The sequence below is a fragment of the Bacillus infantis genome, assembly GCF_008180445.1.
GTDB lineage: Bacteria > Bacillota > Bacilli > Bacillales > Cytobacillaceae > Bacillus_AB > Bacillus_AB infantis_B.
On the sequence record NZ_VTER01000011.1, the window covers coordinates 81,899 to 104,861 of the forward strand.

At 47.1% G+C, this 22,963-nt stretch carries 17 protein-coding genes and 1 other annotated feature; of the genes, 12 read left to right on the forward strand and 5 right to left on the reverse strand.

Annotation, left to right across the window (positions count from 1 at the left end; translation table 11 throughout):
• Positions 1 to 100 precede the first annotated feature (100 nt).
• The gene (gene acsA / locus FZD51_RS19860) at positions 101 to 1,819 is read left to right on the forward strand and encodes an acetate--CoA ligase (RefSeq protein WP_148976355.1); all 1,719 of its coding nucleotides are present in this window, start codon (positions 101 to 103) and stop codon (positions 1,817 to 1,819) included.
• Positions 1,820 to 1,859: 40 nt separating this feature from the next.
• On the opposite strand, the gene FZD51_RS19865 is transcribed toward acsA, so the two are convergent.
• Positions 1,860 to 4,739, reverse strand: a complete 2,880-nt coding sequence (locus tag FZD51_RS19865; RefSeq protein ID WP_148976356.1) for a transglycosylase domain-containing protein — start codon at positions 4,737 to 4,739, stop codon at positions 1,860 to 1,862.
• A gap of 820 nt (positions 4,740 to 5,559) precedes the next feature.
• Positions 5,560 to 5,782: a binding site (T-box leader), on the forward strand.
• A gap of 75 nt (positions 5,783 to 5,857) precedes the next feature.
• Between FZD51_RS19865 and tyrS the strand changes: the two genes are divergently transcribed.
• Entirely contained in the window at positions 5,858 to 7,114 is a 1,257-nt protein-coding gene (tyrS, locus tag FZD51_RS19870) for a tyrosine--tRNA ligase (RefSeq protein ID WP_148976459.1), read from the forward strand.
• A gap of 102 nt (positions 7,115 to 7,216) precedes the next feature.
• Here the strand turns inward: tyrS and rpsD are convergent, their stop codons facing one another.
• Positions 7,217 to 7,819 (reverse strand): 30S ribosomal protein S4, encoded by a 603-nt coding sequence (rpsD, locus tag FZD51_RS19875; protein WP_148976357.1) that lies wholly within the window; start codon positions 7,817 to 7,819, stop codon positions 7,217 to 7,219.
• Between the two features lie 470 nt (positions 7,820 to 8,289).
• Here rpsD and FZD51_RS19880 point away from each other — a divergent pair, with 470 nt between their 5' ends.
• The 4 genes from FZD51_RS19880 (at position 8,290) to FZD51_RS19895 (ending at position 12,581) form a co-directional block, all read left to right on the forward strand.
• Entirely contained in the window at positions 8,290 to 8,880 is a 591-nt protein-coding gene (locus tag FZD51_RS19880) for a hypothetical protein (RefSeq protein WP_148976358.1), read from the forward strand.
• Between the two features lie 53 nt (positions 8,881 to 8,933).
• On the forward strand, positions 8,934 to 10,736 hold the full coding sequence (locus FZD51_RS19885; protein WP_148976359.1) for a sensor domain-containing diguanylate cyclase: 1,803 nt from the start codon (positions 8,934 to 8,936) through the stop codon (positions 10,734 to 10,736).
• A 130-nt stretch (positions 10,737 to 10,866) separates the two neighbouring features.
• Entirely contained in the window at positions 10,867 to 12,054 is a 1,188-nt protein-coding gene (megL, locus tag FZD51_RS19890; protein ID WP_148976360.1) for a methionine gamma-lyase, read from the forward strand.
• Between the two features lie 101 nt (positions 12,055 to 12,155).
• A complete protein-coding gene (locus tag FZD51_RS19895; protein ID WP_148976361.1) occupies positions 12,156 to 12,581 on the forward strand; it encodes an OsmC family protein in 426 nt (141 codons plus the stop codon).
• A gap of 58 nt (positions 12,582 to 12,639) precedes the next feature.
• On the opposite strand, the gene FZD51_RS19900 is transcribed toward FZD51_RS19895, so the two are convergent.
• Positions 12,640 to 13,119, reverse strand: coding sequence for a GAF domain-containing protein (locus tag FZD51_RS19900; RefSeq protein WP_009795348.1), 480 nt, complete (start codon positions 13,117 to 13,119; stop codon positions 12,640 to 12,642).
• Between the two features lie 231 nt (positions 13,120 to 13,350).
• Here FZD51_RS19900 and refZ point away from each other — a divergent pair, with 231 nt between their 5' ends.
• The gene (refZ, locus tag FZD51_RS19905) at positions 13,351 to 13,980 is read left to right on the forward strand and encodes a forespore capture DNA-binding protein RefZ (protein WP_035403253.1); all 630 of its coding nucleotides are present in this window, start codon (positions 13,351 to 13,353) and stop codon (positions 13,978 to 13,980) included.
• Here refZ and hisJ read toward each other — a convergent pair.
• A complete protein-coding gene (gene hisJ, locus FZD51_RS19910) occupies positions 13,977 to 14,774 on the reverse strand; it encodes a histidinol-phosphatase HisJ (RefSeq protein WP_148976362.1) in 798 nt (265 codons plus the stop codon). The genes refZ and hisJ overlap by 4 nt on opposite strands.
• 351 nt (positions 14,775 to 15,125) lie before the next feature.
• Between hisJ and ezrA the strand changes: the two genes are divergently transcribed.
• Positions 15,126 to 16,823, forward strand: coding sequence for a septation ring formation regulator EzrA (ezrA, locus tag FZD51_RS19915; protein WP_148976363.1), 1,698 nt, complete (start codon positions 15,126 to 15,128; stop codon positions 16,821 to 16,823).
• Positions 16,824 to 16,882: 59 nt separating this feature from the next.
• On the opposite strand, the gene brnQ is transcribed toward ezrA, so the two are convergent.
• Positions 16,883 to 18,208 (reverse strand): branched-chain amino acid transport system II carrier protein, encoded by a 1,326-nt coding sequence (brnQ, locus tag FZD51_RS19920; protein WP_148976364.1) that lies wholly within the window; start codon positions 18,206 to 18,208, stop codon positions 16,883 to 16,885.
• 230 nt (positions 18,209 to 18,438) lie between these two features.
• On the opposite strand from brnQ, the gene FZD51_RS19925 reads away from it, so the two are divergent.
• The 4 genes from FZD51_RS19925 to mbcS all read left to right on the forward strand — a co-directional run bounded on the left by FZD51_RS19925 (position 18,439) and on the right by mbcS (position 22,819).
• Positions 18,439 to 19,581, forward strand: coding sequence for a cysteine desulfurase family protein (locus tag FZD51_RS19925; RefSeq protein ID WP_148976365.1), 1,143 nt, complete (start codon positions 18,439 to 18,441; stop codon positions 19,579 to 19,581).
• Positions 19,582 to 20,787 (forward strand): tRNA uracil 4-sulfurtransferase ThiI, encoded by a 1,206-nt coding sequence (gene thiI, locus FZD51_RS19930; protein WP_148976366.1) that lies wholly within the window; start codon positions 19,582 to 19,584, stop codon positions 20,785 to 20,787.
• A 102-nt stretch (positions 20,788 to 20,889) separates the two neighbouring features.
• Positions 20,890 to 21,093 carry an alpha/beta-type small acid-soluble spore protein gene (locus tag FZD51_RS19935; RefSeq protein ID WP_009795341.1) on the forward strand — a complete coding sequence of 68 codons (204 nt, stop codon included), beginning with the start codon at positions 20,890 to 20,892 and terminating at the stop codon, positions 21,091 to 21,093.
• Positions 21,094 to 21,232: 139 nt separating this feature from the next.
• On the forward strand, positions 21,233 to 22,819 hold the full coding sequence (gene mbcS, locus FZD51_RS19940; protein WP_148976367.1) for an acyl-CoA synthetase MbcS: 1,587 nt from the start codon (positions 21,233 to 21,235) through the stop codon (positions 22,817 to 22,819).
• The last annotated feature ends 144 nt before the right edge of the window (positions 22,820 to 22,963 follow it).

Here is a 22,963-nt window from a genome sequence, read left to right on the forward strand (position 1 = left end):
TAAATCGGCTGCAGAAATCGCTTGCAATATTTTAAAAATTGAGAAAAGAAATGTTTTGTACTATAATAATGACAAACATTGTAAAAGGGGGAGCATGCAAATGAAAGTGGAAGCGCTGCCAGCAGTCCAGGGCAATTTCAACCTGGCAAACTATGACGAGCTGTACAGTCAATTTGACTGGAAGGAAGCAGAAAAAGAGTTTTCGTGGAGCGAGACCGGTAAAGTCAATATGGCTTATGAAGCCATAGACCGACATGCTGAATCTTTCCGGAAAAACAAAGTGGCATTATATTACCGGGACGGCCAAAGAAAAGAGAAGTATACCTTCAAGGAAATGAAGGATCTTTCCAACAAGGCCGGCAATGTTTTAAAAAATTATGGTGATGTGGAAAAAGGGGACCGAGTCTTTATTTTCATGCCGCGTTCGCCTGAATTGTATTTCTCTGTCCTTGGAGCTATTAAACTGGGGGCGATTGTAGGGCCTTTATTTGAAGCGTTCATGGAGGGGGCTGTCCGCGACCGCCTTGAAGACTCGGGGGCGAAAGTTCTGGTCACAACGCCAGAGCTGCTTAGCCGGGTGCCGGTGGATGAGCTTCCAGATTTGAAGACTGTATTCCTGGTTGGGGATGGAATAGAAGAAGATGGCCCGTTCATCGACTTTAATAAAAGATTCGCCGAGGCCGGCACAAAGCTGGGGATAGAGTGGGTGGAACGCACAGATGGGCTGATCCTTCATTATACCTCCGGCTCCACAGGGAAGCCAAAAGGAGTCCTGCATGTACATAACGCTATGATCCAGCATTACCAGACAGCCAAATGGGTGCTGGATCTGCAGGAAGAGGATGTCTACTGGTGTACGGCCGATCCCGGGTGGGTGACCGGAACCTCTTATGGAATCTTTGCTCCATGGCTTTCCGGGGCGTCCAATCTCATTGTCGGCGGGCGCTTCAATCCGGAAACATGGTATAAAATGATCGAGGAATATGGAGTTACGGTCTGGTACAGTGCGCCAACAGCCTTCCGCATGCTGATGGGTGCAGGAGACGAAGTGGTGAAGAACTTTGACCTGGGCAGCCTGCGCCATATTTTAAGTGTCGGGGAGCCTCTGAATCCTGAAGTGGTCAGATGGGGAATGAAGGTCTTCCATTTGAGGATCCATGATACATGGTGGATGACTGAAACCGGTGCACAGCTGATCTGCAATTATCCTTGCATGGAGATCAAGCCGGGGTCAATGGGCAAGCCGATTCCAGGCGTTGAAGCAGCCATTGTGGATGATCAGGGAAATATCCTTCCTCCTCACAGGATGGGGAATCTGGCCATCAAAAAAGGCTGGCCGTCCATGATGCAGACCATCTGGAATAACGAACCGAAATATCAATCCTATTTCATGCCTGGAGACTGGTATGTTTCCGGCGACTCAGCTTATATGGATGAAGACGGCTATTTCTGGTTCCAGGGGCGCATCGATGATGTCATCATGACCTCAGGAGAACGGGTAGGGCCATTCGAAGTAGAGAGCAAGCTTGTTGAACATCCGGCTGTCGCTGAAGCTGGGGTCATTGGCAAACCGGACCCTGTCCGCGGGGAAATCATCAAGGCGTTCATTGCACTGAGAGATGGCTATGAAGCGTCTGACGAATTGATTGAAGATATCCGCCAGTTTGTCAAAAAAGGCCTGGCCGCTCATGCAGCGCCGCGCGAAATCGAATTCCGCGACAAGCTTCCAAAAACACGGAGCGGAAAAATCATGCGACGGGTCCTTAAAGCCTGGGAACTGGATTTGCCAACAGGCGATCTATCAACAATGGAAGATTAACAAAAAGGGAGAAGCCATATTGGCTTCTCCCTTCTATATATTACTGGCTGCCGCTGTCATCCTGATTTCCATCATCTGGATTAGTTTCCCCTTCAGCGGGCTCTTCTTGATCCGGTTTATCTTCAGGCTTTTCCTCTGGTTTATCTCCAGGAGGATCGGACGGCTTTGTTTCCTTCGGCTTATCCGTCACCGGCGGAGCGGCCTGCCCGATCTGAACCGTGTTTGAAGCTCCTGATTCCCTGCCGGCAATATCGACTGCCGTCACATAATAGGAACCATTGCCGCCGCTGAATGAAAGGCCCGATCCGGCTTTCACGCTGCCGACTCTGGCTCCGCCGCTGTAGATCCTGTAGCCGATCACATCTGATTCAGGATGCTGCCCCCATACAATGGAGCTTCCTGATCCTTTGATGGACGGAGCGGAAGGCGTTTTGCCGTTATCCTCGATTTTATCCTGGGGAACGAGAACCTTTGACCATCTGTCCTTTTGCGGAATCAGCTGGTTAGGATCCACATTCACGCCAAATAGCTTTTCAATATAATCAGGGTTAAGGATAAGCCCTGATTCAGCAAATTCGGCTGGCGTTGAATCAAGCGCCAGATATTTTCTGTCGCCAATGCGGACGAATTTTCCGTTCACAAGGCTGTCATCCGTTTTGGTCGGCACATATTTACTGTTGAACAGGTCTGTCTCCACCAGGCCGGCCTGTGAGCAGGCTTCTGATGGGAGCAGGCCGGATACACCGCAGAAGGATCTTCTGACAATCCCGCCTGGCATCTTGAGGCTTTCGCTAGGATCAACGAGATCCGGGGCAACATCGTAGGCTGCATTCATCAGATCTGCCCAAAGATAAATATTCCGCATGCTGTAGCTCATGCCGCCTGTTTTTAGTGACTTGGGCGTGTCATATCCTGTCCAGATGCCGAAAGAGACATTCGGGTTCGTCGCTACAAACCATGCATCATGGAACATATTGCCTGTACCGGTTTTCCCGGCCCAGTCAGAACTGAATTTCAGCCTGTTTTTCAAAGAAGTGGCTGTACCGCTGTTGATAACATCCCGCATCATATCATAAGTAAGATATGCCGTCTGCGGGCTGAAGACCTCAACAGGCTCAGGTTTATGCTGGTAAACGATATTCCCATCTCTGTCAGTGATTTTATCAATTATATAGGCATCGACGAATTTGCCGCTGTTGGCAAAAGTCCCGAAAGCATTGGTGTTCTCTTCAACGGTCACACCGTTTTCAAGAGATCCGATAGCAGTGGACAGGTTCGTATAATCCGGTTCAATCAGCGAGGTAAAGCCCATTTTTTTCAGGTATTCTGCCGGCCTTTGGCCGACAATATCCTTGTATAGCTTGACGGCAGGTACGTTATAAGATTTCGCAAGAGCATATCTTGCCGTTACAAGTCCGGTATAGCGCAAATCATAGTTATTTGGCCATGGCCTATTCAAGCCAGGTGCAAGCATAAGCGGCACATCTGGAAGTATGGTGCCCGGAGATGCTTTTCCAAGCTCAAAGGCAGGTGCATAAACCAGAAGCGGCTTCATGGTAGAGCCGTTCTGCCTGACCGTATACGTGGCGTGATTCACCTGCTTCCTCTTATAATCACGGCCCCCGACAAAGCTGATGATTTTTCCGGTCGAATTCTCGATAAGCACGGCTCCTACCTCGACAGGTTCCATGATGCTTACCTCTTCACCGGTATCAGGATCAGTTACCACCTCGGCTTTATCAGGACCGTAATGCTGGTACTGATTTTTTACCTTCTGCATTCCATCATAAATTTCCTTATTGATGGTCGAATGTATCTTGTAGCCGTTTTGCCGCAGATTCTTGTCAGCCAAAGCCAGGTATCGCTGCTTGGTTTCTTCGTCACTGTTGTACTGTTCCATTGCGCCGTCTTTTTCAGCCAGCACCTTGGACATGACTTCGGCTGCACGCTCCTCAATTTCAAATGTGACCCAAGGGTATTTTTCAACCGCACTGGAGCCTGCAGGAACGAAATCTTTTGTAATATCATAAGCAAGGGCTTCCTGATATTCTTTATCAGATAATTTCCCGTCATCATACATCCGTTGCAGCACGGTCTTCATTCTTGACAATCCAGGTTCCAGATCCTCTTTGACGGTCCCGTTGTTTGTAAAAGGTGTATATCCGAAAGGACTCTGCGGAAGACCGGCGATAAAGGCGGACTGGGCAATATTCAGGTCTTTGGCAGGAACCCCGAAGATCCCCTTCGCTGCTGCCTGTACGCCGCCGATATTCCGGCCGGATGAATTGCGCCCGAATGTTGACACATTCAGGTAGGCTTCAAGAATTTCTTTTTTATCAAAGAATTTTTCGAGCCGGAGCGCGAGCAGGATTTCTTTTGCCTTCCTCTCGAATGAAACTTCATTTGTCAGAATCTGATTCTTGATCAGCTGCTGTGTCAGGGTGCTTCCGCCGCTTTGTACAGCACTGTTTGATACTTCCTGGTAGAGTGCGCGCAGAATTGCTTTTGGCACAACACCATCATGCTCATAAAAATATTCATCCTCTGTCGCAATGACTGCATCCTTCAGATATTCTGATACATCCTCAAGCTTTACTTCCTCCCGCTCAAGGTCTGTGCGGAGCTTTCCGAGGTAGACATTATCGGCAAAATAAAGCTCTGATGTTTCTTCATAATTGTATATATCTTTCTTCATGCTCTCATAGGAACGGATCGGCTCATCCTTCACCAGGGAGGCAAAATACCCGGCACCCACTCCTCCTGCAAAAGCTCCTCCGAGAACAACGAGTATAATGAACAGAAGAGTTAAATTCCACACGACTTGATAGGTAATAGAAGCGCCTTTTACTGTCTTTTTATTTGTAAAAAGGCTTAGCCAGGACCTGAATTTATTGTTCAAATTATGTTTTTCCCCCTTCATTTTATAAACCCCCAAAACCACATACATTATAGCACAAACCCAGGCGCCATTTGACAAGCACTGACATTTTTCTGAAATTTCCTTTTTTATGCGGGCGGGGAATCTGTGCGGTGTTTAATCGGGTGAGGGGAAGGCTGAAGTAGGGCAGACGCAAATATATGGGGGAACTCGCAAATAAAATGATAAACCCGCAAATATATCAGAAAGGTCGCAAATATATTGAAAAACACGCAAATATAGTTGAAAACTCGCAAATATCTGCAGTTTGGGAGGTCCTGGTTAGGGGGTTAGCCCCTCGAGTCATAAGCCAATCAGGCCAGATGGTTAAAGAACAGCCTTCCGTCCTGCTCGCCTTATGCTTGAGGCCCGCAGGACGCGGGTCATGCAGACGTTGCCACAGGACGTGGCGTTCTTAGTCTGCGTTCCTTTATTGAGCAAGCCGCTTCCGCATTTCGATTTGTCCAGCTCCGGCGGCTAGAGCCTCGAGTCATAAGCCACGCAAGAATTAAAGGCAAAGAGCGCCTTTTATTCTTGCGCGTCTTATGCTGGGCCCGCAGGACGCGGGTCATGCAGACGTTGCCACAGGACGTGGCGTTCTTGGTCTGCGCTCCTTTATTGAACAGCCGCCTGCGCATTTCGATTTGTCCAGCTCCAAAGCCTAGCCCCTCGAGTCATAAGCCAATCAGGCCAGAAGGTTAAAGAACAACCTTCCGTCCTGCTCGTCTTATGCTTGTCGGGGCTGAACAAGGCTTTTCCGCATTTCGATTTGACACACCCCCTTTCTTTATGGTAAAACTTTTGTATTATCTTATGTATTTGAATAGCTGCTTTGATGGGAATGAGTAGTGCTTCTGTCTCTGTTTCAGAAAGCCGGCGGTTGCTGTGAGCCGGTGCATGCAGAAGGATGAATTACCTCCCGGAGCTTCTGTTGTGAATCTGCGTATGCAGTAGTAGCAATGGACGGTTGAACCGTTATCAGGAAAAGAGCGGAGGACAGCTGTGTCCTCAATTTGGGTGGTACCGCGCTGTTAAGCGTCCCTGCATATTTGCAGGGGCGCTTTTTTGTTTTTTTCCTACGGAGGCTGCCGGCGTTTAAAGAAATGAATGGAGGAAGAATGATGAGTTTGCTTGAGGATTTAAAATGGAGAGGCATTGTTTACCAGCAGACAGATGAAGAGGGAACAGAAGAGCTGCTGAAAAAAGAGAAGATTTCGCTATACTGCGGGATTGACCCGACGGCTGACAGCATGCATATCGGCCATCTGCTGCCGTTTTTGACATTGCGCCGTTTTCAGAATGAAGGCCACAGGCCGATTGTGCTTGTCGGCGGTGCCACAGGACTTATTGGAGATCCAAGCGGAAAGAGCGAGGAGCGCAAACTGCAGACGCTGGAAGCCATCCAGCATAATGTCAGCAGCATCCAGCAGCAGCTGAAGAAAATCTTCAGCTTCGAGGGTGAGAACGGTGCCCTTATGGTCAACAACTATGACTGGGCGGGCTCCATGGACATTGTTACATTCCTGAGGGATTATGGAAAGCATGTCGGTGTCAATTATATGCTCGCAAAGGATACTATTGCTTCACGTCTTGATACGGGTATTTCTTTTACGGAGTTTACTTATACCATCCTGCAGGCAATGGATTTCCTTCATCTTTATGAGAAGCATAACTGCAAAATGCAGATCGGCGGAAGTGACCAGTGGGGCAATATCACGACAGGGCTTGAGCTCATCCGCAAGATGATGCCTGAAGGTGCCAAAGGCTATGGTGTTACGATTCCGCTTGTAACAAAGGCAGATGGCACTAAATTCGGCAAAACGGAAAGCGGGGCAATCTGGCTGGATCCTGAAAAGACTTCTCCATATGAGTTCTATCAGTTCTGGATCAATACCGCTGATGCCGATGTCATCAAATACCTGAAGTACTTCACTTTCCTTTCAAAGGAAGAAATAGAGGCGCTTGAGAACTCGCTTGCTGAGGAAGCTCATCTCCGCAAAGCGCAAAAGGCGCTTGCAGAAGAGATGACAAAGCTGATCCATGGTGAAGCAGCGCTTGAACAGGCAATCAAAATCTCTGCCGCCCTGTTCAGCGGTGATGTCAAAAACCTTACAGCATCAGAAATCACCCAAGGCTTCAAGGATGTGCCATCCTTTGAGCCGACAGGCGAAGAGAATGGCATCGTCGATTTGCTGACGGCTGCAAAGATTTCTCCATCCAAGCGGCAGGCCCGGGAAGATGTATCCAACGGAGCTGTCTATGTAAATGGGGAAAGAATTACAGCAACAGACTATGAACTTACAGAAAAAGACCGTATTGAAGGCCAGTTCACAATCATCCGCCGCGGCAAAAAGAAATACTTCCTTATCAGATATTAAACGGCAGAAAGGTCCGCTTCCAGCAGGAGGCGGACCTTTCTGTTTAGATGGCAAAAAGAAAACACCTGCCATAAGGCAGGTGCTTTCTTGTGCTTTTCCCGATTAACGAGAGTAGAATTCAACGATAAGAGCTTCGTTGATTTCAGCAGGAAGTTCAGAACGCTCAGGCATACGAGTGAATGAACCTTCCAATTTGTCAGCATCGAAAGTCAAGAAGTCAGGAACGAAGTTGTTTACTTCGATTGCTTCTTTAACGATGTCAAGACCGCGTGACTTTTCACGCAATGTGATCGTTTGACCAGGCTGAACGCGGTATGAAGGAATATCAACGCGTCCTCCGTCAACGATGATGTGGCCGTGGTTTACAAGCTGACGAGCTTGACGGCGAGTACGAGCTAAACCTAAACGGTAAACAACGTTGTCAAGACGTGATTCTAAAAGAACCATGAAGTTTTCACCGTGCTTACCAGCCATTTTGCCGGCCTTGTCGAATAGGTTGCGGAATTGACGCTCAGTAACTCCGTACATGTGGCGAAGTTTCTGTTTTTCCTGTAATTGTAAACCGTACTCAGAAATTTTTTTGCGCTGGTTTGGACCATGTTGTCCTGGAGCGTAAGGACGCTTTTCTAATTCTTTACCAGTTCCGCTTAGAGAAATTCCAAGACGGCGGGATAGTTTCCAGCTTGGACCTGTATAACGAGCCATGAATGACTCCTCCTTGTGTTTTTATTTTGTTGTAAAATAAAAACAGATGCGTACGATCATTAAGCTCATTTTGTTTTCATGTACCTTCGCCCTAGCAGCAGCGGGTTACACAGTACCCCTTCGAATAAAAGGCTAAAACGCCATGCTTACCGGCGTCTTGGGCTCAAACCCGTGCTTTCCGCCTCAAAAGAGATGGGAAGCGGTGCCTTATTGAGGAACAAAATGATCACCTAAAGTGTCACATTTGCTGCGATATTTTACACAAAGGATATTATATAATTTTTATAAAGTTTATGTCAAGGCATGTTTTGCTTTTCCTGGAATAATTGCTCCTGCCTCATCATTTTTATTATCTCATTATGCAGGCATAGAGGGCAATTTACTGGAAAATATTTTTATCATATCATAACGGGGAGAATTTTCCTGTGGTATAATAGTCTTAATTAATTCTAGTAAAAGTGTTGATGAAATTGAGAGAAACGAAGAAGGAAAAACACGTCCGCCTTTTTCTGGCTTTGGCATTTGCTGGCGTGGCCCTTGCTGCCATGTACTTCCAGTATCTCAAGCCAGTAAGCGGGACGGGGAGCCCTCTTGCCCTGGTCATAAGGGAGGGCAATGCCGAAGACAACCCCCTGGTTGTTTTATATGATGAAAAAAAACAGGACCATGTGCTGGCCCTTTATGAGGTAGAAAAAGACAATGATTTTAAGTTTCGCCTGATCAAGTCTGCGCTCCTGGAGAATGCCCCTGGGAAATTGGCGGCTGATCGTGACGGTGCCGGGTTTTGGGCTGTGTTGGATGGAGACTGGGTTTATCTGGATCGGGACCTGGAAGTGCGGGACCGTAAACCGGGCCTTCGGGGCACCATCACTTCGGATGGCGAACCTTTTGAAGTAAGGAAGACTTCAAATCATACCGTTCTTGAAACGGAAGGCCAATATGAAGTAGCCTTCAATGAAGCTGGCAGGCCGGAGAGCGTCCATGCCCTCACAGCCGATCATTCTTCATGGCTTATCATGCTTGATGGAGGATTGAGGATTGCCTCCGGCAGGACGATGTAAAACGGCATTTATATGAGAATGCCTATATGAACTGGGTAAATAGGGTGATGAATATGGAAATGCTCAAAAGCCAGAAAATATTGTGCCTGAAAAGCCGCTTTTTTGACCTGATTGATACAGATGACGGATTTATTCAGTCTGATTCTTTAATTGTGCAAATGCTTGAAGCGGTCAAAGAGTTTGCTGAAGCCTCCGAAGCCTGTTATCGGGATTCCGGAGGCACCGTCAGAAGTACAGATTCCTCAGCTGTGAGATATGGGCAGGATGGACAGCCGGCTGGGAAAGCGGGCCTCAGGGATTCCGCGTGCTGCCGGATTCCGCTTTCTGCCAGGTCAATGGATCTGGGACACCTTGAGCTGAACGGGCTGCCGGAACCCTTGAATGAAGGAAGCATCAGGGAGCTCGGGGCTGCCTGTGCCGCCTTTATTATGAAGGCCAGGGAACTCGGGGGGATCTCAGCAAGGGAAAAGCGCTACAAGCAGCTTTTTCGCGTTACAGAGCAGTTTCATTCCTCAATGGATATGGATGCTGTCCTCGGAGAGATCATTAAAACCCTTCAGGAAGTATATCCTGACTTTACCTATTATTTAATGCTGTCTCATGACAATAACAGCCATGGGGATCTCCCTTTAAAAGATCTTAAATATGACAGTCAGAATATTGCGGCCATGCAGGCATATGTCACAGGCGCCATTCAATTTGAGGATTCGATTTCGGAGAAGAGGTCTGTCCTTTATGCCCCTCTAAAAGGAAAGCAGGGTGTGTATGGCGTGCTCCAGGTCATTGCACCGAATGCACTGGTCTTTCCTGAAAGCGAAGTCGAATTCATTTCCATCCTCGCCAATACGGCAGGCGGTGCACTTGAGAACGCCCAGCTGTATCACCAGTCGAAGAGGCTGATTGCCGACCTCCAGCTAATAAATGAGACTTCGCACCAGCTTAATTCCAATCTTAGGCTGACGGAAACAATGACCTATATGGCTGAACAAATCATCAAGTCCTTTGATGCGGAAGAGGCAGGCTTTGTCCTTTTATCTGAAGAATCCGAACAGGTCAGCATTCTAAAAGGAAGCACTTCTTTCTTCCGTACAAGGGAATCCGGCATCTATATAAAATATATTAAAGAAAAGATCAGGCAGGATAAGGACAGCCTGTTCATTGGCGAGCTTGACCTCCAGAATGATGCCCTGGCCGAGCAGTTCAAATCTGTCATGGCGGTCCCAATGTCCCAGTCTGGTGTACTGAAAGGATTTGCCCTTATCCTGCACCGGGATCCTTATCATTTTTCATTTGAGACATTTAAGCTTCTTCAGTCCCTGATCCACCATTCCACTTTGGCGCTTACAAATTCAATGCTGAGAGAGGAGCTTGAAAAGATGGTCGTCACTGACCACCTGACCAGGCTTTATTCCCGGAATTATCTGGATGAAAGGATACATCAGTCCTTAAGGGAGGATGCTGAAGGTGCTTTTATCCTGGTTGATATAGATAATTTTAAATCTGTCAATGATACATACGGCCATCAGGTCGGTGATGAAGTCATTGTCCAGGTGGCCGGGATTATTGTGAACAGCATCCGCAGCACCGATGTTGCCGCCAGATGGGGAGGAGAAGAGCTTGCCGTTTATCTGCCTTCTATTTCCCTGGAAACGGGCGTTGCAATTGCAGAACGGATCGTCAGGAAGGTCTCTGAGAGTACGAATCCCGTTGTTACCATTTCCTGCGGGGTGTCCCACTGGAATGTGGAAAGGGAGGATTCATATTCGCGCCTGTTCAAGCGGGCTGATAAAGCTTTGTATACAGCAAAAGAATCCGGAAAAAACCAGGTTGTGGTCCAAGGATTCAGCATTTCTTAAAGACAGGCCAGCCAAGCCTGTCTTTTTTCCTTTTCCTTTCAGCACTCAAATTGCTTTGCAAAATCTGAAAAATAACATATCCTGTAAATATAGAATATTGTAAACGCTTTCAATCAAGGGGGGATATACAATGGAGAAAAAGAATATGCGGTTCGAGACAAAAGTGATTCATGAAGGATATGATGCCCGTGAGTTTAAAGGGAGTCTGGCACCGCCGATTTTTCAAACCTCCACGTTCGTGTTCGATCATGCAGAACAGGGAGAACGGAGGTTTTCTGGAGAGGAAGAAGGATATATCTATTCACGGCTCGGCAATCCGACTGTTTCTGTCCTTGAAGAAAGGATGGCTGCTCTCGAGCAGGCTGAGGCTGCATTGGCCTTCAGCTCGGGGATGGCAGCTGTCTCAGCGGTGCTGGTTGCCCTGACAAAGGCGGGGGATCATATATTATGCTCACAGGGAGTTTATGGGTGTACCTTTGGCCTTCTTCAGCTGATGAAAGAGAAATACAATATCAATCATGATTTTTCTTTGATGGAATCAAAGGAGCAGCTGCTGGAGGCAATCAGGCCGGAGACTGCCTGTCTTTATATTGAAACGCCAATCAATCCGACTATGAAACTCGTCGATTTGAAAGTGGCCGTGGAGGCTGCCAGGGAAAAGGGGATCCCGGTTATAGTGGATAATACCTTCTGCTCGCCGTATCTGCAAAATCCGCTGACATTGGGCTGCGACATTGTCATCCACAGTGCAACTAAATATATATGCGGGCATGGAGATGTGATCGCCGGAATTGCGGCGGGCAGGAAAGAGCTGATGGATGAAATCTCTTTTACAACCCAAAAGGATATCGGTGGTGTTATTTCCCCATTTGATGCCTGGCTTCTTTTGAGGGGGCTGAAGACTTTGCCGGTAAGGATGGATCGCCACACCAGCAACGCGGAAAAGCTGGCCGCATATTTAAAGGGCCACCCAAAAGTAACGGACGTTTATTATCCTGGCGATCCGGAGCATAAAGATTATCCTGTCATGCAAAAGCAAATGAAAAGCGGAGGCGGGATCCTTTCTTTTTCAATTACAGGTACGAAGGAGACAGCCCAGAAATTCATGAATCAGCTTCAATTCATAAAAATTGCTGTAAGCCTGGGAGATGCGGAAACCCTTATCCAGCATCCTGCTACCATGACACACTCGGTGATCCCGCAGGAAACGAGGGAGAGAATGGGGATAACGGACACCATGCTCAGGCTGTCTGCCGGCCTTGAAGCATGGGAAGATATCCGGGATGACTTGGAGCAGGCATTTTCTTCAATAGAATAAGAATGGAGCGTTACAGAGCAGCGGCAAAAATAATTGAATGCCCCCGACCTCCTGCCGGAAGAATATAAAAAGAAAGATTTTTTACAATAGGAGGATATATCATGGATATGACGGTAACATGGACTGGAAACATGGCGTTTGCGGGGGCTGCACCTTCCGGCCATAAAATTGTGATGGATGCATCCGGGGAAGCCGGGGGAGAGAATGCCGGGGCAAGGCCGACAGAGCTGCTGCTGAGTGCTGCGGCAGGCTGCACCGGAATTGATATTATATCCATCCTGAAAAAGATGCGGCTAGAGCCAGTTTCCTTCCATATGGACATTAAAGGCACAAGGGCTGAAGAGCATCCGAAAAGGTTCACCGATATCCACATCCACTATGCCCTAGAGGGGGAGCTTCCGGAAGATAAAGTGGTCAGGGCCATCGAGCTTTCAAAGGATAAATACTGCTCTGTCTCAAAGTCTTTAAATGCAGGTATCACGGTAAGCTACTCTATTAACGGATCTGCCGGCGGACAGAAGCTGTAAGAAAACAGCAGAAAAAAAGCCTGATTCCAAAAGGAACAGGCTTTTTTTCTCTGCTGTTTTATAGATGTTTGACAAGTGTATCAACAAAGTCTTCGAGGCCCTGCTGGTCGATTTCGTCAAAACGGTTCTTTTCAGGTGAATCAATATCAAGGACACCGAATACTTCTCCATCCTTTATGATGGGAACTACAATTTCTGATTGGGATGCTGCATCACAGGCGATATGCCCCGGGAATGCATGGACATCCTCAATGCGCAATGTCTCGCGCTTCTGGGCAGAAGTGCCGCAGACGCCTTTTCCGAGCGGGATCCTCACACAGGCCGGGAGTCCCTGGAAAGGACCGAGTACCAGTTCCCCGCCCTCCATGGTATAAAAACCGGCCCAGTTAATGCGGTCAAGAAATTGATTCAGAAGTGCTGCTGCATTGCTCAGGTTTGCAATGCGGTTTGGTTCGCCCTCCAAAAGAGCATGGAGCTGTTTATTTAATAATGCGTAATTTTTTTTGCGGTCTTCGCTGTATGTTTCGACTTTAAACAACGTGTTTCCCTCCACTATTCCGAGAATTATTATTCATTCTATCAAATCCGGGTGAAAAAGAGGAGACTTTGTCGATATTTTTTAAAAGGACAACCGGAAAATAAAAAGAATGTTTAATTAAGAAAGGCAATTGCACAGATATGCGAGGTTGATCACTTTCTGCTGTCCAGTCCCTGTATATCCATTCATATAGCGTTGTGCCAATGGGAATTTAAGAAGCGAGGTAGGATGATGAAAAAAAATTCGAAAGATGCCATTGTTGCTGCAGCGATTTCCCTTTTTAATACAAACGGATTCACCGGCACATCCATACGTGATATAGCCGCGAAAGCCAAGGTGAATGCCGCCAATATCGCCTATTATTTTCACAATAAACATGGTCTGCTGGAACACTGTTTCACGGAATTCTTTGAGGGATATATTGCTGAAATAGAGAAGGGTTTTTCCTGCTTGCACCTGGGGGCAGCAGCTGCCCTGAAGATTATTTCTGAAAATATCCTGATGTATCATAGCCGGAATATTCATCTGACCAGGTTTATCCTGAGGGAAGTTTCGCTTGATTCCCAGGTGGTGAGGGAAATCATGTCAACCTATTTGATGAAGGAAAAATATTATCTGAATAAAGTATTTGAAATCGGGATGAGAGCGAAGGAATTCCGCTCTCAGCATCCCAGTTATTTGATCATCCAGTTTAAAGGGCTATTGTCGATGCCATTTTTAAATATGCAGTATGTGTCAGAGGTGCTTCACGTTTTTCCAAACGAAAGATATTTCGCAGATAAATACTTAATTGAAATCTATAATTGGATTGATGGAGCCGTCCTGGAGCATGCTGCAAGGGAAGTCGTCATGGCCAATTAGCCTTCAATGGGGAAACTGCTGAAACCCTGTCCCATTTCTTTAGCCTGGTGTGCATCCGAACCATAGACGAGCTGAATGCCAAGGGACTTGGCCATCGAAGCTGCCCATTCCGGCGGATAAGGCTCCCGGCAGAGCGGTTTTGCGGTGCCGGCCCCGTTGCAGTCCAGTGCGTATCCGTGGAGTTTCATCAACTGAAGGATATCTGAAATCTCCTGTTTGTCTTCAAAGCCGGCAGGATATTTTTTTTGGAATTTATGGATCAGTGAAATATGGCCGATCCTCTTTGGCTTATATGGACCCAGGTCAGCGGATATCGACCTTCTGACCGTTTCGTAATATTTTCTATAAACAGCCTCTGTGGAGCCGTATCGGCTGATCATGGAACAGAAGACGTCCGGGCTGTAATCTGCACAGTCATATTGCCCGTCATAATACAAAAAGTGGACCGAAAGGATGCTGTCATCCAGAAGGTGCCCGACCTTTGAGAGGAAGCCGCCTGTTTCTTTTTCAAAACCCTCTAAAAAATCCACTTCAAGCCCTGCGTTGATCTTGATTTTATTTTTGTAGAGAGCTTTTACACGGCTGATTTCCTCGAAGTAGGCTTCAAGATCATCTGCCTGCATGGCGCTGTCCCGTGCAGGTGCTGTGTCTGTGAACCCATCGGGGAGCGGGGCATGTTCAGTGAAGGTCAGTTCTGCAAAACCGAGCGAAAGGGCCCTGTCGATATACTCTTCAAAAGCATCCTTCGAACCATGGGGGCAAAAAGGTGTATGTATATGTCCATCCCTTAGCATAGGGCATCGCTCCATTCTGTCGAAATTTAAAAATGCGAATTATTTGTAATGCGGCAAAACGTATTGTTCAATTAAAGGTGGCGGGCTAAAAAACGTCAGGTTCCAGTTTTCTGGAGGGAAAACAAGCTTCATGCTTCAATATGGGAGCACTGGAACTGTCAATTCTGAATCCCGGGTTTTGCACAAAAACGGCAAGCGGGTTATAATAGCAAGTTTCTCTCAAAAAAAATTAAATTAATAGTCAAAAATTGTCGTTTACATGGTATCATAAAAACATTGAATTGCATATTTCAAGTTTTTTTTACATATATCTATCAGTTATCAGCTCGGCAGCAGAACAGGGGGCTTTCAATGGAGTACATAATTGGAGGAATAGTGATCGTGATTGCACTATTTCTGACGGGTTATCTAATGAAAAAGAAATATTATAAAGAAATAGACCGGCTGGAAGGCTGGAAAATGGACATAACGGACAGGCCGGTCCTCGATGAAATGTCCAAAGTGAAGCAGCTGAATATGACGGGCCAGACAGAGGAGCTGTTCGAACGCTGGAGGAATGAGTGGGACGATATCGTTACCGGGCAGCTTCCTGGAGTGGAGGAGCTGCTGTTTGATGCTGAGGAATATATCGACCGCTACCGCTTTAAGAAGGCAAAGGAAGTTCAGCAGGCAATCGAGGAAAGCCTTGCAGGCATAGAGGATAAAATCAAATCCCTGCTTGCTGAAATCAATGAGCTGGTCGGAAGCGAAGAAAAGAACCGCACCGAGATCGACGGACTCAAAGATCTGTACAGGGAATGCAAAAAGGCGCTGCTCGCCCACCGGCATACCTATGGAAAGGCTGAAACCATCCTGGGCATCCAGCTTGATGAAGTTTTTGCGAAGTTCCAGGACTTTGAGGACCGGACAGCAAACGGCGACTATCTTCAGGCCAGGGAAATCGTCCTGACTATCCAGACCCAGCTGGACAGCATCCAAAAGAAAATGGAAGCAATCCCCGATTTGCTGGTGGATGCCGGGTCCAACATCCCATCCCAGCTTCTCGAGGTGAGAGAAGGCTTCCGTGAAATGGAGCAGCAGGGATATATTCTTGAACATGTAGAAGTGGACAAGGAAACTGAGTCATTAGAAAAAGAGGCTGCAGAATATCTTGCCATGATTGAGCGCGGAGAGACCGGTGAAGCTCATAAGGGGCTTGAGGATATCAAGCAGAGAATCGATGCACTCTATGATCTGCTTGAAAAAGAAGTGTATGCGAGGAAGTTCATCCAATCGCATGATGAAAAGGTCCGTACTGAATTGTACAATGCCAAAGATGCGAACTTTATGCTGAAGAAAGAGCTCGGCATCGTACAGCAAAGCTACCATCTCCAGGAAAAGGACGAGGAAACACACAGCCTGCTGGAAACGAAGCTGACCAAGCTCTTCAAACGCTTCGAAATACTTGAGCATAAAATCAGCAATCAAAGCTCTGCCCATTCAGTTCTGGGTGAAGAATTGGAATATATTAAAAATGAACTGGAAGCATTGTCAGAAGAGCAGGTGCATTTTGCCGAAAAGCTGCAGGCCTTAAGGAAGGACGAGCTCACGGCACGGGAGAAGGTAAAGGAAATCAGCAAAAAGCTGTCTGAAACCATCAGGCTCGTATCAAAGAGCAATATACCGGGGCTGTCACAAAACTACAGGTATTTAATGGAAGATACGAAGGAAAGCATTCAAAATGTCATTGATAAGCTTGATGAGAAGCCCCTTGATATACCTGCTGTCCAGCAGTATCTGGAAATAGCGGTCATGACAGTTGATAAAGCTGCAGACAGCACGGCTGAAATGATTGAAACCGTCCAGCTGGCTGAAAAGGTCATCCAGTATGGAAACAGGTACCGCAGCAAATATCCTTCCATCGCTAAAGCACTGAGGGAAGCGGAGGATTCATTCAGGAACTACAATTATAAAGAGGCATTGGAGCAGGCAGCTTCATCTATTGAAGAGATTGAGCCAGGAGCATTGAAAAGAATAGAAGAAATGATCGGCGAAAAAGAAAATGCATAAAAAACCAGATCTGCTTTGGCAGATCTGGTTTTTTATTTTAAGGGAAATAATGGGCCAGGCTATTCTGCTGTCTTTCTGCCCCTTCCGGCAATGAGCAGGCCGAGCAGGGCCCCGGCAACGGCTGGAATGACCCAGCCGAGTCCTTCTGTATAGAGAGGAAGGAATCCCAGCATGTCTGAGAAAATCCGGGTATCTGCCCCGGCTGCCTTTATGGCATCAATGGTGCTGATCAGCCCCGCCGGTATCAGGGCTCCTGCATATACAGCTCTGGAGCCGCCAAAGGCATGATGCAGAAAAGAAAGCAATACCAGTACGATTGCGGGCGGATAGATCATCGTGAGCATTGGCAAAGATACAGAAATGAGCTGTGTCAAGCCGATATTGGCGATCATCATGCTGAATAAGGATAAAATCAGCACAAAGGACCTGTAAGATATGCCTGGCACAACTTTTGAAAAATATTGTGCACAGGATGAGACGAGTCCAATAGAAGTGGTAAGACAGGCAAAAGTAATGGCCAGCCCAAGGATGACAGCCCCAAAAGATCCGAAAAGATGTGAAGCAGCGGCGGAAAGAAGAGCTCCCCCGTTATCCTGGAATCCGATAGATTCTTCACCGGATGCCCCGATGTATGCGAGCGAAAGGTAAACAAGCATAAGGGCAGCGGCAGCAATCAGTCCGGAATAGATGCATATTTTTGCAATCTGTTTTGAGCTGCTGATCCCTTTTTCTTTTATTGAACCAATCACAACTATGCCAAAAACAAGGGCGGCGATTGCATCCATGGTCAAATAGCCTTCGATAAATCCTTTAAAGAAAGGCGTCTCGGCATATGCGCCTTTTGGGGCCATAGGCTCCCCTAAAGGGGTGATTATACTTTTTACAGCCAGAATGGACAATATGGCAAGGAGAATCGGAGTAAATAATTTTCCGATCCGGTCCACAAGCTTAGACGGGTTCATCGAAAGCCAAGCTGTGACGGAAAAAAAGATTATGGTATAAAAAAGCAGCATCATCCCATATTTAGAAACGGCATCAGGCAAAAACGGAGTGATGCCAATTTCGTAGGCAACGGTTCCGGTCCGCGGAATCCCGAATAGCGGGCCGATGGCCAGATACAAAAGCAATGTAAAGGCAGCCCCGAATAAAGGGTGGACTCTTCCAGCAAGCGTCCGGAGATCTCCGGCTTTGGCTATGCTGATGACTCCCAGAAGCGGGAGGCCGACACCGGTTATGAGAAATCCAATGATGGCTTTTCCCATGCTGGCACCCGATTCCTGCCCGAGATATGGAGGGAAAATCATATTCCCTGCCCCAAAGAAAAGAGCGAAAAGCATCAGTCCTATTGCGATTATTTCCCTGCTGGATAGGCTCTTATTATTCATACAAACCTCCATGACTGTCTATCGAAATGTTTAGAACATTTAACATACTAACACAGGAAGTGAGAAATTTGTCGAAAGGAATGATAGTCAAAATATTCAGGCTTTTATCACTGCCTCTGTTCTGCTTTTCGCTTCCGAAGAAAACTAAAAGATTATGCAGGTGAAAACATTGTCCCAGTATGATAAGATTTACTATTGGCTAAACGGTTTTTCAAGGAAGGGGAAGACCCATGATTTACTTTGATAATAGTGCAACAACTAAACCATATAAAGAAGTGCTGGATTCATTTAATAAGGTGGCCTTAGATTACTTTGGCAATCCCTCGTCTTTGCATGGAATCGGCGGCAGGGCAGAAAAGCTCCTGTCACAGGCCAGGCTGCAGGTTGCCGAGCTCCTGGGAGCCGGCCAGAAGGAAATCTTCTTTACTTCGGGCGGAACCGAAGGCAATAATCTGGCTGTAAAAGGGACTGCCATGATGCATAAAGGCAGGGGGCGCCATCTTATTACGACTGAATCAGAGCATTCATCAGTGGCAGAAGCCTTTGAACAGCTGAAAGAGCTCGGTTTCCGCGTTACGTATATTCCTGTAGACGAGGATGGGAGAATTAGGCCGAAGGACATTGAGGCTGCCTTATGCCATGATACAATTCTTGTGAGTGTCATCCATGTTAATAATGAGGTTGGCACCATCCAGCCGATTGCTGAAATCGGCAAAATGCTCAAGCCTTATTCGAAAGTGCTTTTCCATGTGGATCATGTACAGGGAATTGCAAAGGTGCCGCTTGATTTTCAAGAAAATGAAATAGACCTTTGCACCATTTCTGCCCATAAATTCCACGGTTTAAAGGGCACGGGTGTCCTTTACATCAGGGAAGGCGTCAAGCTTTCGCCGCTATTTTCAGGCGGAAGCCAGGAATGGAACCAGCGGAGCGGAACAGAGAATGTTCCAGGGATTGTCAGTATGGCCAAGGCGCTCAGGATCAGCCTTGAGAGGCACAGGAACGGACTGGGGCCGCTTAATAGGATTAAATGTTTGCTGAGGGAAGGACTGGAATCCATTGAAGGGATCTCTGTCCATACACCGCTTGAAGGCTCGGCCCCGCACATTCTCAATTTTTCTGCACAAGGCTTGAAGGCAGAAGTATTGGTGCATAGCCTTGAGGAAAAAAATATATATGTCTCCACCACCAGCGCCTGTTCCTCGAAGAAGAAAGCAGTCAGCAAGACACTGCTGGCAATGGGCATTCCTGAGGAGGCTGCGGCAAGCAGCATCAGGATCAGCCTTTCTTATGATAATACAGCAGAGGAAGCAGAAGCTGTGCTGCAGGCAATTGAAGAAACAGCGAAAAAGCTAAGGAAGGTAATGAAATAAATGAATTATGACCGCATATTAATCCGCTATGGAGAAATTTCAACAAAAGGCCGAAACAGGGGGAAATTTGTCGAGAAGCTGAAAAGAAGCATTAAGAAAGTTCTGCACAGCTACCCAGCCATCAGGATCGAGGGCCAGAGGGACCGGATGTTCATCCAGCTTAACGGTGAAAATGGGGACGAGATCATCGAGAAGCTCAAAGGGGTCTTTGGCATCCAATCCTTCAGTCCTGCTGTGAAAGCTGAAAAGGATATAGAAAAAATCAAGGAAGCTGCCCTGGCACTTTTAAAACGGGTATACAAGGATGGAGATACCTTCAAGGTATCGGCGCGGAGAGCGGATAAAAGCTTTCACCTTGACACCGGAGAACTGAACCATGCTCTTGGCTCACATATCCTGAAGAATATGGAAGGCTTGAAAGTGGATGTGAAAAAGCCTGATATCAATCTCCAGGCTGAGATAAGGCCGGAAGCCGCCTATCTCTCATGCGAAAATATCCAGGGAGCCGGAGGGATGCCGGCAGGCTCAGGCGGCAAGGCGATGCTCATGCTGTCAGGCGGCATAGACAGCCCCGTCGCAGGCTATTTATCCATGAAAAGAGGGCTTGATGTAGAAGCTGTCCATTTCTACAGCCCTCCTTTCACCAGCGAAAGGTCGAAGCAAAAGGTGGTTGACCTGGCTGAAAAGCTGGCGGGTTATACAGGCCAAATGGTTCTTCATATTGTTCCTTTTACGGAAATCCAGCAGCTCATCCAAAAGCAGGTGCCTGAAAATTATACGATGACAACCACGAGAAGGCTGATGCTTAAAATTACGGATCTCGTCCGGGAAAAGCATGGAGGGCTCGCAGTCATAACCGGTGAAAGCCTCGGGCAGGTTGCAAGCCAGACACTGGACAGCATGTACGCCATCAATGAAGTGACAAGCACGCCGGTACTGCGCCCGCTGATCACAATGGACAAGACCGATATTATTGAGGTTGCACAGAAAATTGACACCCATGATATATCCATCCTGCCATATGATGACTGCTGCACCGTATTTGTCCCGGCTTCTCCAAAAACGAAGCCTAAGCTTGATAAAGCAGCATATTATGAAAGTTTTGTTGATTTTGATGCGCTTATTGCAAAAGCTGTGGAGCATATTGAAACTATTCACATCAAGCCGTATGAAGCCGTCAGCGGCAGTGAGGACGATCTTTTCTAGAAAGAATGAAAAATCGGACGGGTGATGAAAACATTACCAATTATTATTTGTATGAAGCCATGTGATTCTACACATTCTAAACTCACAAGGAGGTGAGATCACATGGCAAGCAGCAACAACTCTAACCAGCTTCTAGTACCTGGCGTACAGCAAGCTCTTGACTCAATGAAATACGAAATCGCTACTGAATTTGGTGTTAACCTTGGCGCTGAAACAACTTCACGCGCTAACGGTTCAGTAGGAGGAGAAATCACTAAGCGTTTAGTTCAAATGGCTGAACAACAGCTTGGAGGTTTCCAACGCTAATCGAAAAATAAATAATATGGCTACAAAGGAGCAGGCTCACAGCCTGCTCCTTTACTTTATGCTTTGCATTTTAAATATTTAAAAAATTATGTATAATTAAGCACATGAATACTAATTTCAGATTAGGAGGACATATAACATGAAGCGTGAAGATCTGCTGGCGCCGGAAAAATATAATCTGGTCTCTGAAATGGAAAAGTTTGCAGAAGCTCCTGAAAGAACTGCCATCCTGTGGGAAAGCGGGGAAGGACAAAGAAAGGAAATTACATATTCCAGGCTCCTGTCCAATGTCAACAAAATTGGAAACGTTTTCTCAGGAAACGGCCTAAGGCAGGGGGATGTAGTCCTGATCATGGTCCCGCGCCTTATAGAAGCATACCAGACGTACATAGCGGCACTAAAAATGGGCCTGGTAGTCATTCCCTGCTCAGAGATGCTCCGCTCTAAAGATATCCAGTACAGGATCAATCATGGCGATGTGAAAGCCATCGTATGCTTTTCGCCGTTTACAGAGCAATTTGCAGATGTTTCTGAAGCAGAGGGCCTGCCTAAGTTTGTGATTGGAGAGCCTGTCCCAGGCTGGACTTCGCTGGATGAAAAGATGGACGCAGCCTCTGATATCATGGAGACTGCGGGAACAAGCAGGGACGACATGGCTTTCCTGTCCTATACTTCCGGTACCACGGGCAATCCTAAGGGAGTTGTACATACACATGGCTGGGCATACGCACATCTCCGTGCCGCCGGGCCCAACTGGCTTTGCATCAATGAAGGGGATACTGTCTGGGCAACTGCAGGCCCCGGCTGGCAGAAATGGATATGGAGCCCCTTCCTCTCCGTTCTGGGATCAGGGGGAACAGGACTGGTGTATTCCGGGAAATTCGAGCCGAAAAAATATCTTGCACTCCTTCAGGATTATAAAGTCAATGTTCTTTGCTGCACACCTACAGAATACAGGCTGATGGCAAAGGCCGACAATCTTGCTGAATACAGCCTCCCGGATCTTCATAGTGCCGTCTCAGCCGGAGAGCCGCTTAACCGCGAAGTGATTGATGCTTTCAAAAAGCATTTTGATATTGAAGTGCGGGACGGATACGGCCAGACGGAAAACACCCTGCTGGTCGGCATAACAAAAGGGATGGAGCTTAGGCCTGGTTCGATGGGAAAGCCGATTCCCGGCAATTCTGTTGAGATCATCAATGAAGATGGAAAGGCATGCGGACCTGGGGAAGTGGGGGATATCGCCGTCCATATTGAAACCCCTGCGTTATTTAAAAATTATTATAAGGATCCTGAACGGACCGCCATGCAATTCAGGGGTGAATATTATGTGACCGGAGACAAAGCGAAAAAGGATGAAGACGGGTATTTCTGGTTTGAAGGCAGGGGAGATGATATTATCATCAGCTCCGGATATACAATCGGGCCGTTTGAGGTGGAGGATGCTCTTGTCAAGCACCCGTACGTAAAGGAATGTGCCGTTGTGGCGAGCCCGGACGAAATCCGCGGAGCAGTCGTCAAAGCCTTTATTGTCCTGCAGGATGGCGTCGCCGAAGATAAGCCGGATCTCATTAATACCTTGCAGGAGCATGTAAAGGAGCTGACTGCCCCTTATAAATATCCACGCAGGATCGAGTTTCTTTCAGAGCTTCCGAAGACCACGTCAGGAAAGATCCGCAGGGTAGAGCTGAGGAAAAAAGAAATGGAGGAGGCTGCCCGCAGCTAGTATCCAGCTGGGAGCTCCTGTAAAAAAGATTTCGCTGAGCTTTTTTAAAGCTCAGTTTTTTTGTGTCCCGAAAGAAGATATAATCAGATCAGCAGGCACAGCGGATTTTTAACTGTGCAGAATAGAAAGAAAAGGAGCAATAAG

Bases quoted from the DNA above. Each gene is read 5' to 3' on its own strand.
- brnQ (WP_148976364.1), bottom strand. From the start codon at position 18,208: ATGAATAATAAGAGCCTATCCAGCAGGGAAATAATCGCAATAGGACTG.
- hisJ (WP_148976362.1), bottom strand. From the start codon at position 14,774: ATGCTAAGGGATGGACATATACATACACCTTTTTGCCCCCATGGTTCG.
- tyrS (WP_148976459.1), top strand. From the start codon at position 5,858: ATGAGTTTGCTTGAGGATTTAAAATGGAGAGGCATTGTTTACCAGCAG.
- FZD51_RS19895 (WP_148976361.1), top strand. From the start codon at position 12,156: ATGGATATGACGGTAACATGGACTGGAAACATGGCGTTTGCGGGGGCT.
- FZD51_RS19865 (WP_148976356.1), bottom strand. From the start codon at position 4,739: ATGAAGGGGGAAAAACATAATTTGAACAATAAATTCAGGTCCTGGCTA.
- FZD51_RS19935 (WP_009795341.1), top strand. From the start codon at position 20,890: ATGGCAAGCAGCAACAACTCTAACCAGCTTCTAGTACCTGGCGTACAG.
- mbcS (WP_148976367.1), top strand. From the start codon at position 21,233: ATGAAGCGTGAAGATCTGCTGGCGCCGGAAAAATATAATCTGGTCTCT.
- refZ (WP_035403253.1), top strand. From the start codon at position 13,351: ATGAAAAAAAATTCGAAAGATGCCATTGTTGCTGCAGCGATTTCCCTT.
- ezrA (WP_148976363.1), top strand. From the start codon at position 15,126: ATGGAGTACATAATTGGAGGAATAGTGATCGTGATTGCACTATTTCTG.
- thiI (WP_148976366.1), top strand. From the start codon at position 19,582: ATGAATTATGACCGCATATTAATCCGCTATGGAGAAATTTCAACAAAA.
- FZD51_RS19885 (WP_148976359.1), top strand. From the start codon at position 8,934: ATGGAAATGCTCAAAAGCCAGAAAATATTGTGCCTGAAAAGCCGCTTT.
- rpsD (WP_148976357.1), bottom strand. From the start codon at position 7,819: ATGGCTCGTTATACAGGTCCAAGCTGGAAACTATCCCGCCGTCTTGGA.
- FZD51_RS19925 (WP_148976365.1), top strand. From the start codon at position 18,439: ATGATTTACTTTGATAATAGTGCAACAACTAAACCATATAAAGAAGTG.
- acsA (WP_148976355.1), top strand. From the start codon at position 101: ATGAAAGTGGAAGCGCTGCCAGCAGTCCAGGGCAATTTCAACCTGGCA.
- megL (WP_148976360.1), top strand. From the start codon at position 10,867: ATGGAGAAAAAGAATATGCGGTTCGAGACAAAAGTGATTCATGAAGGA.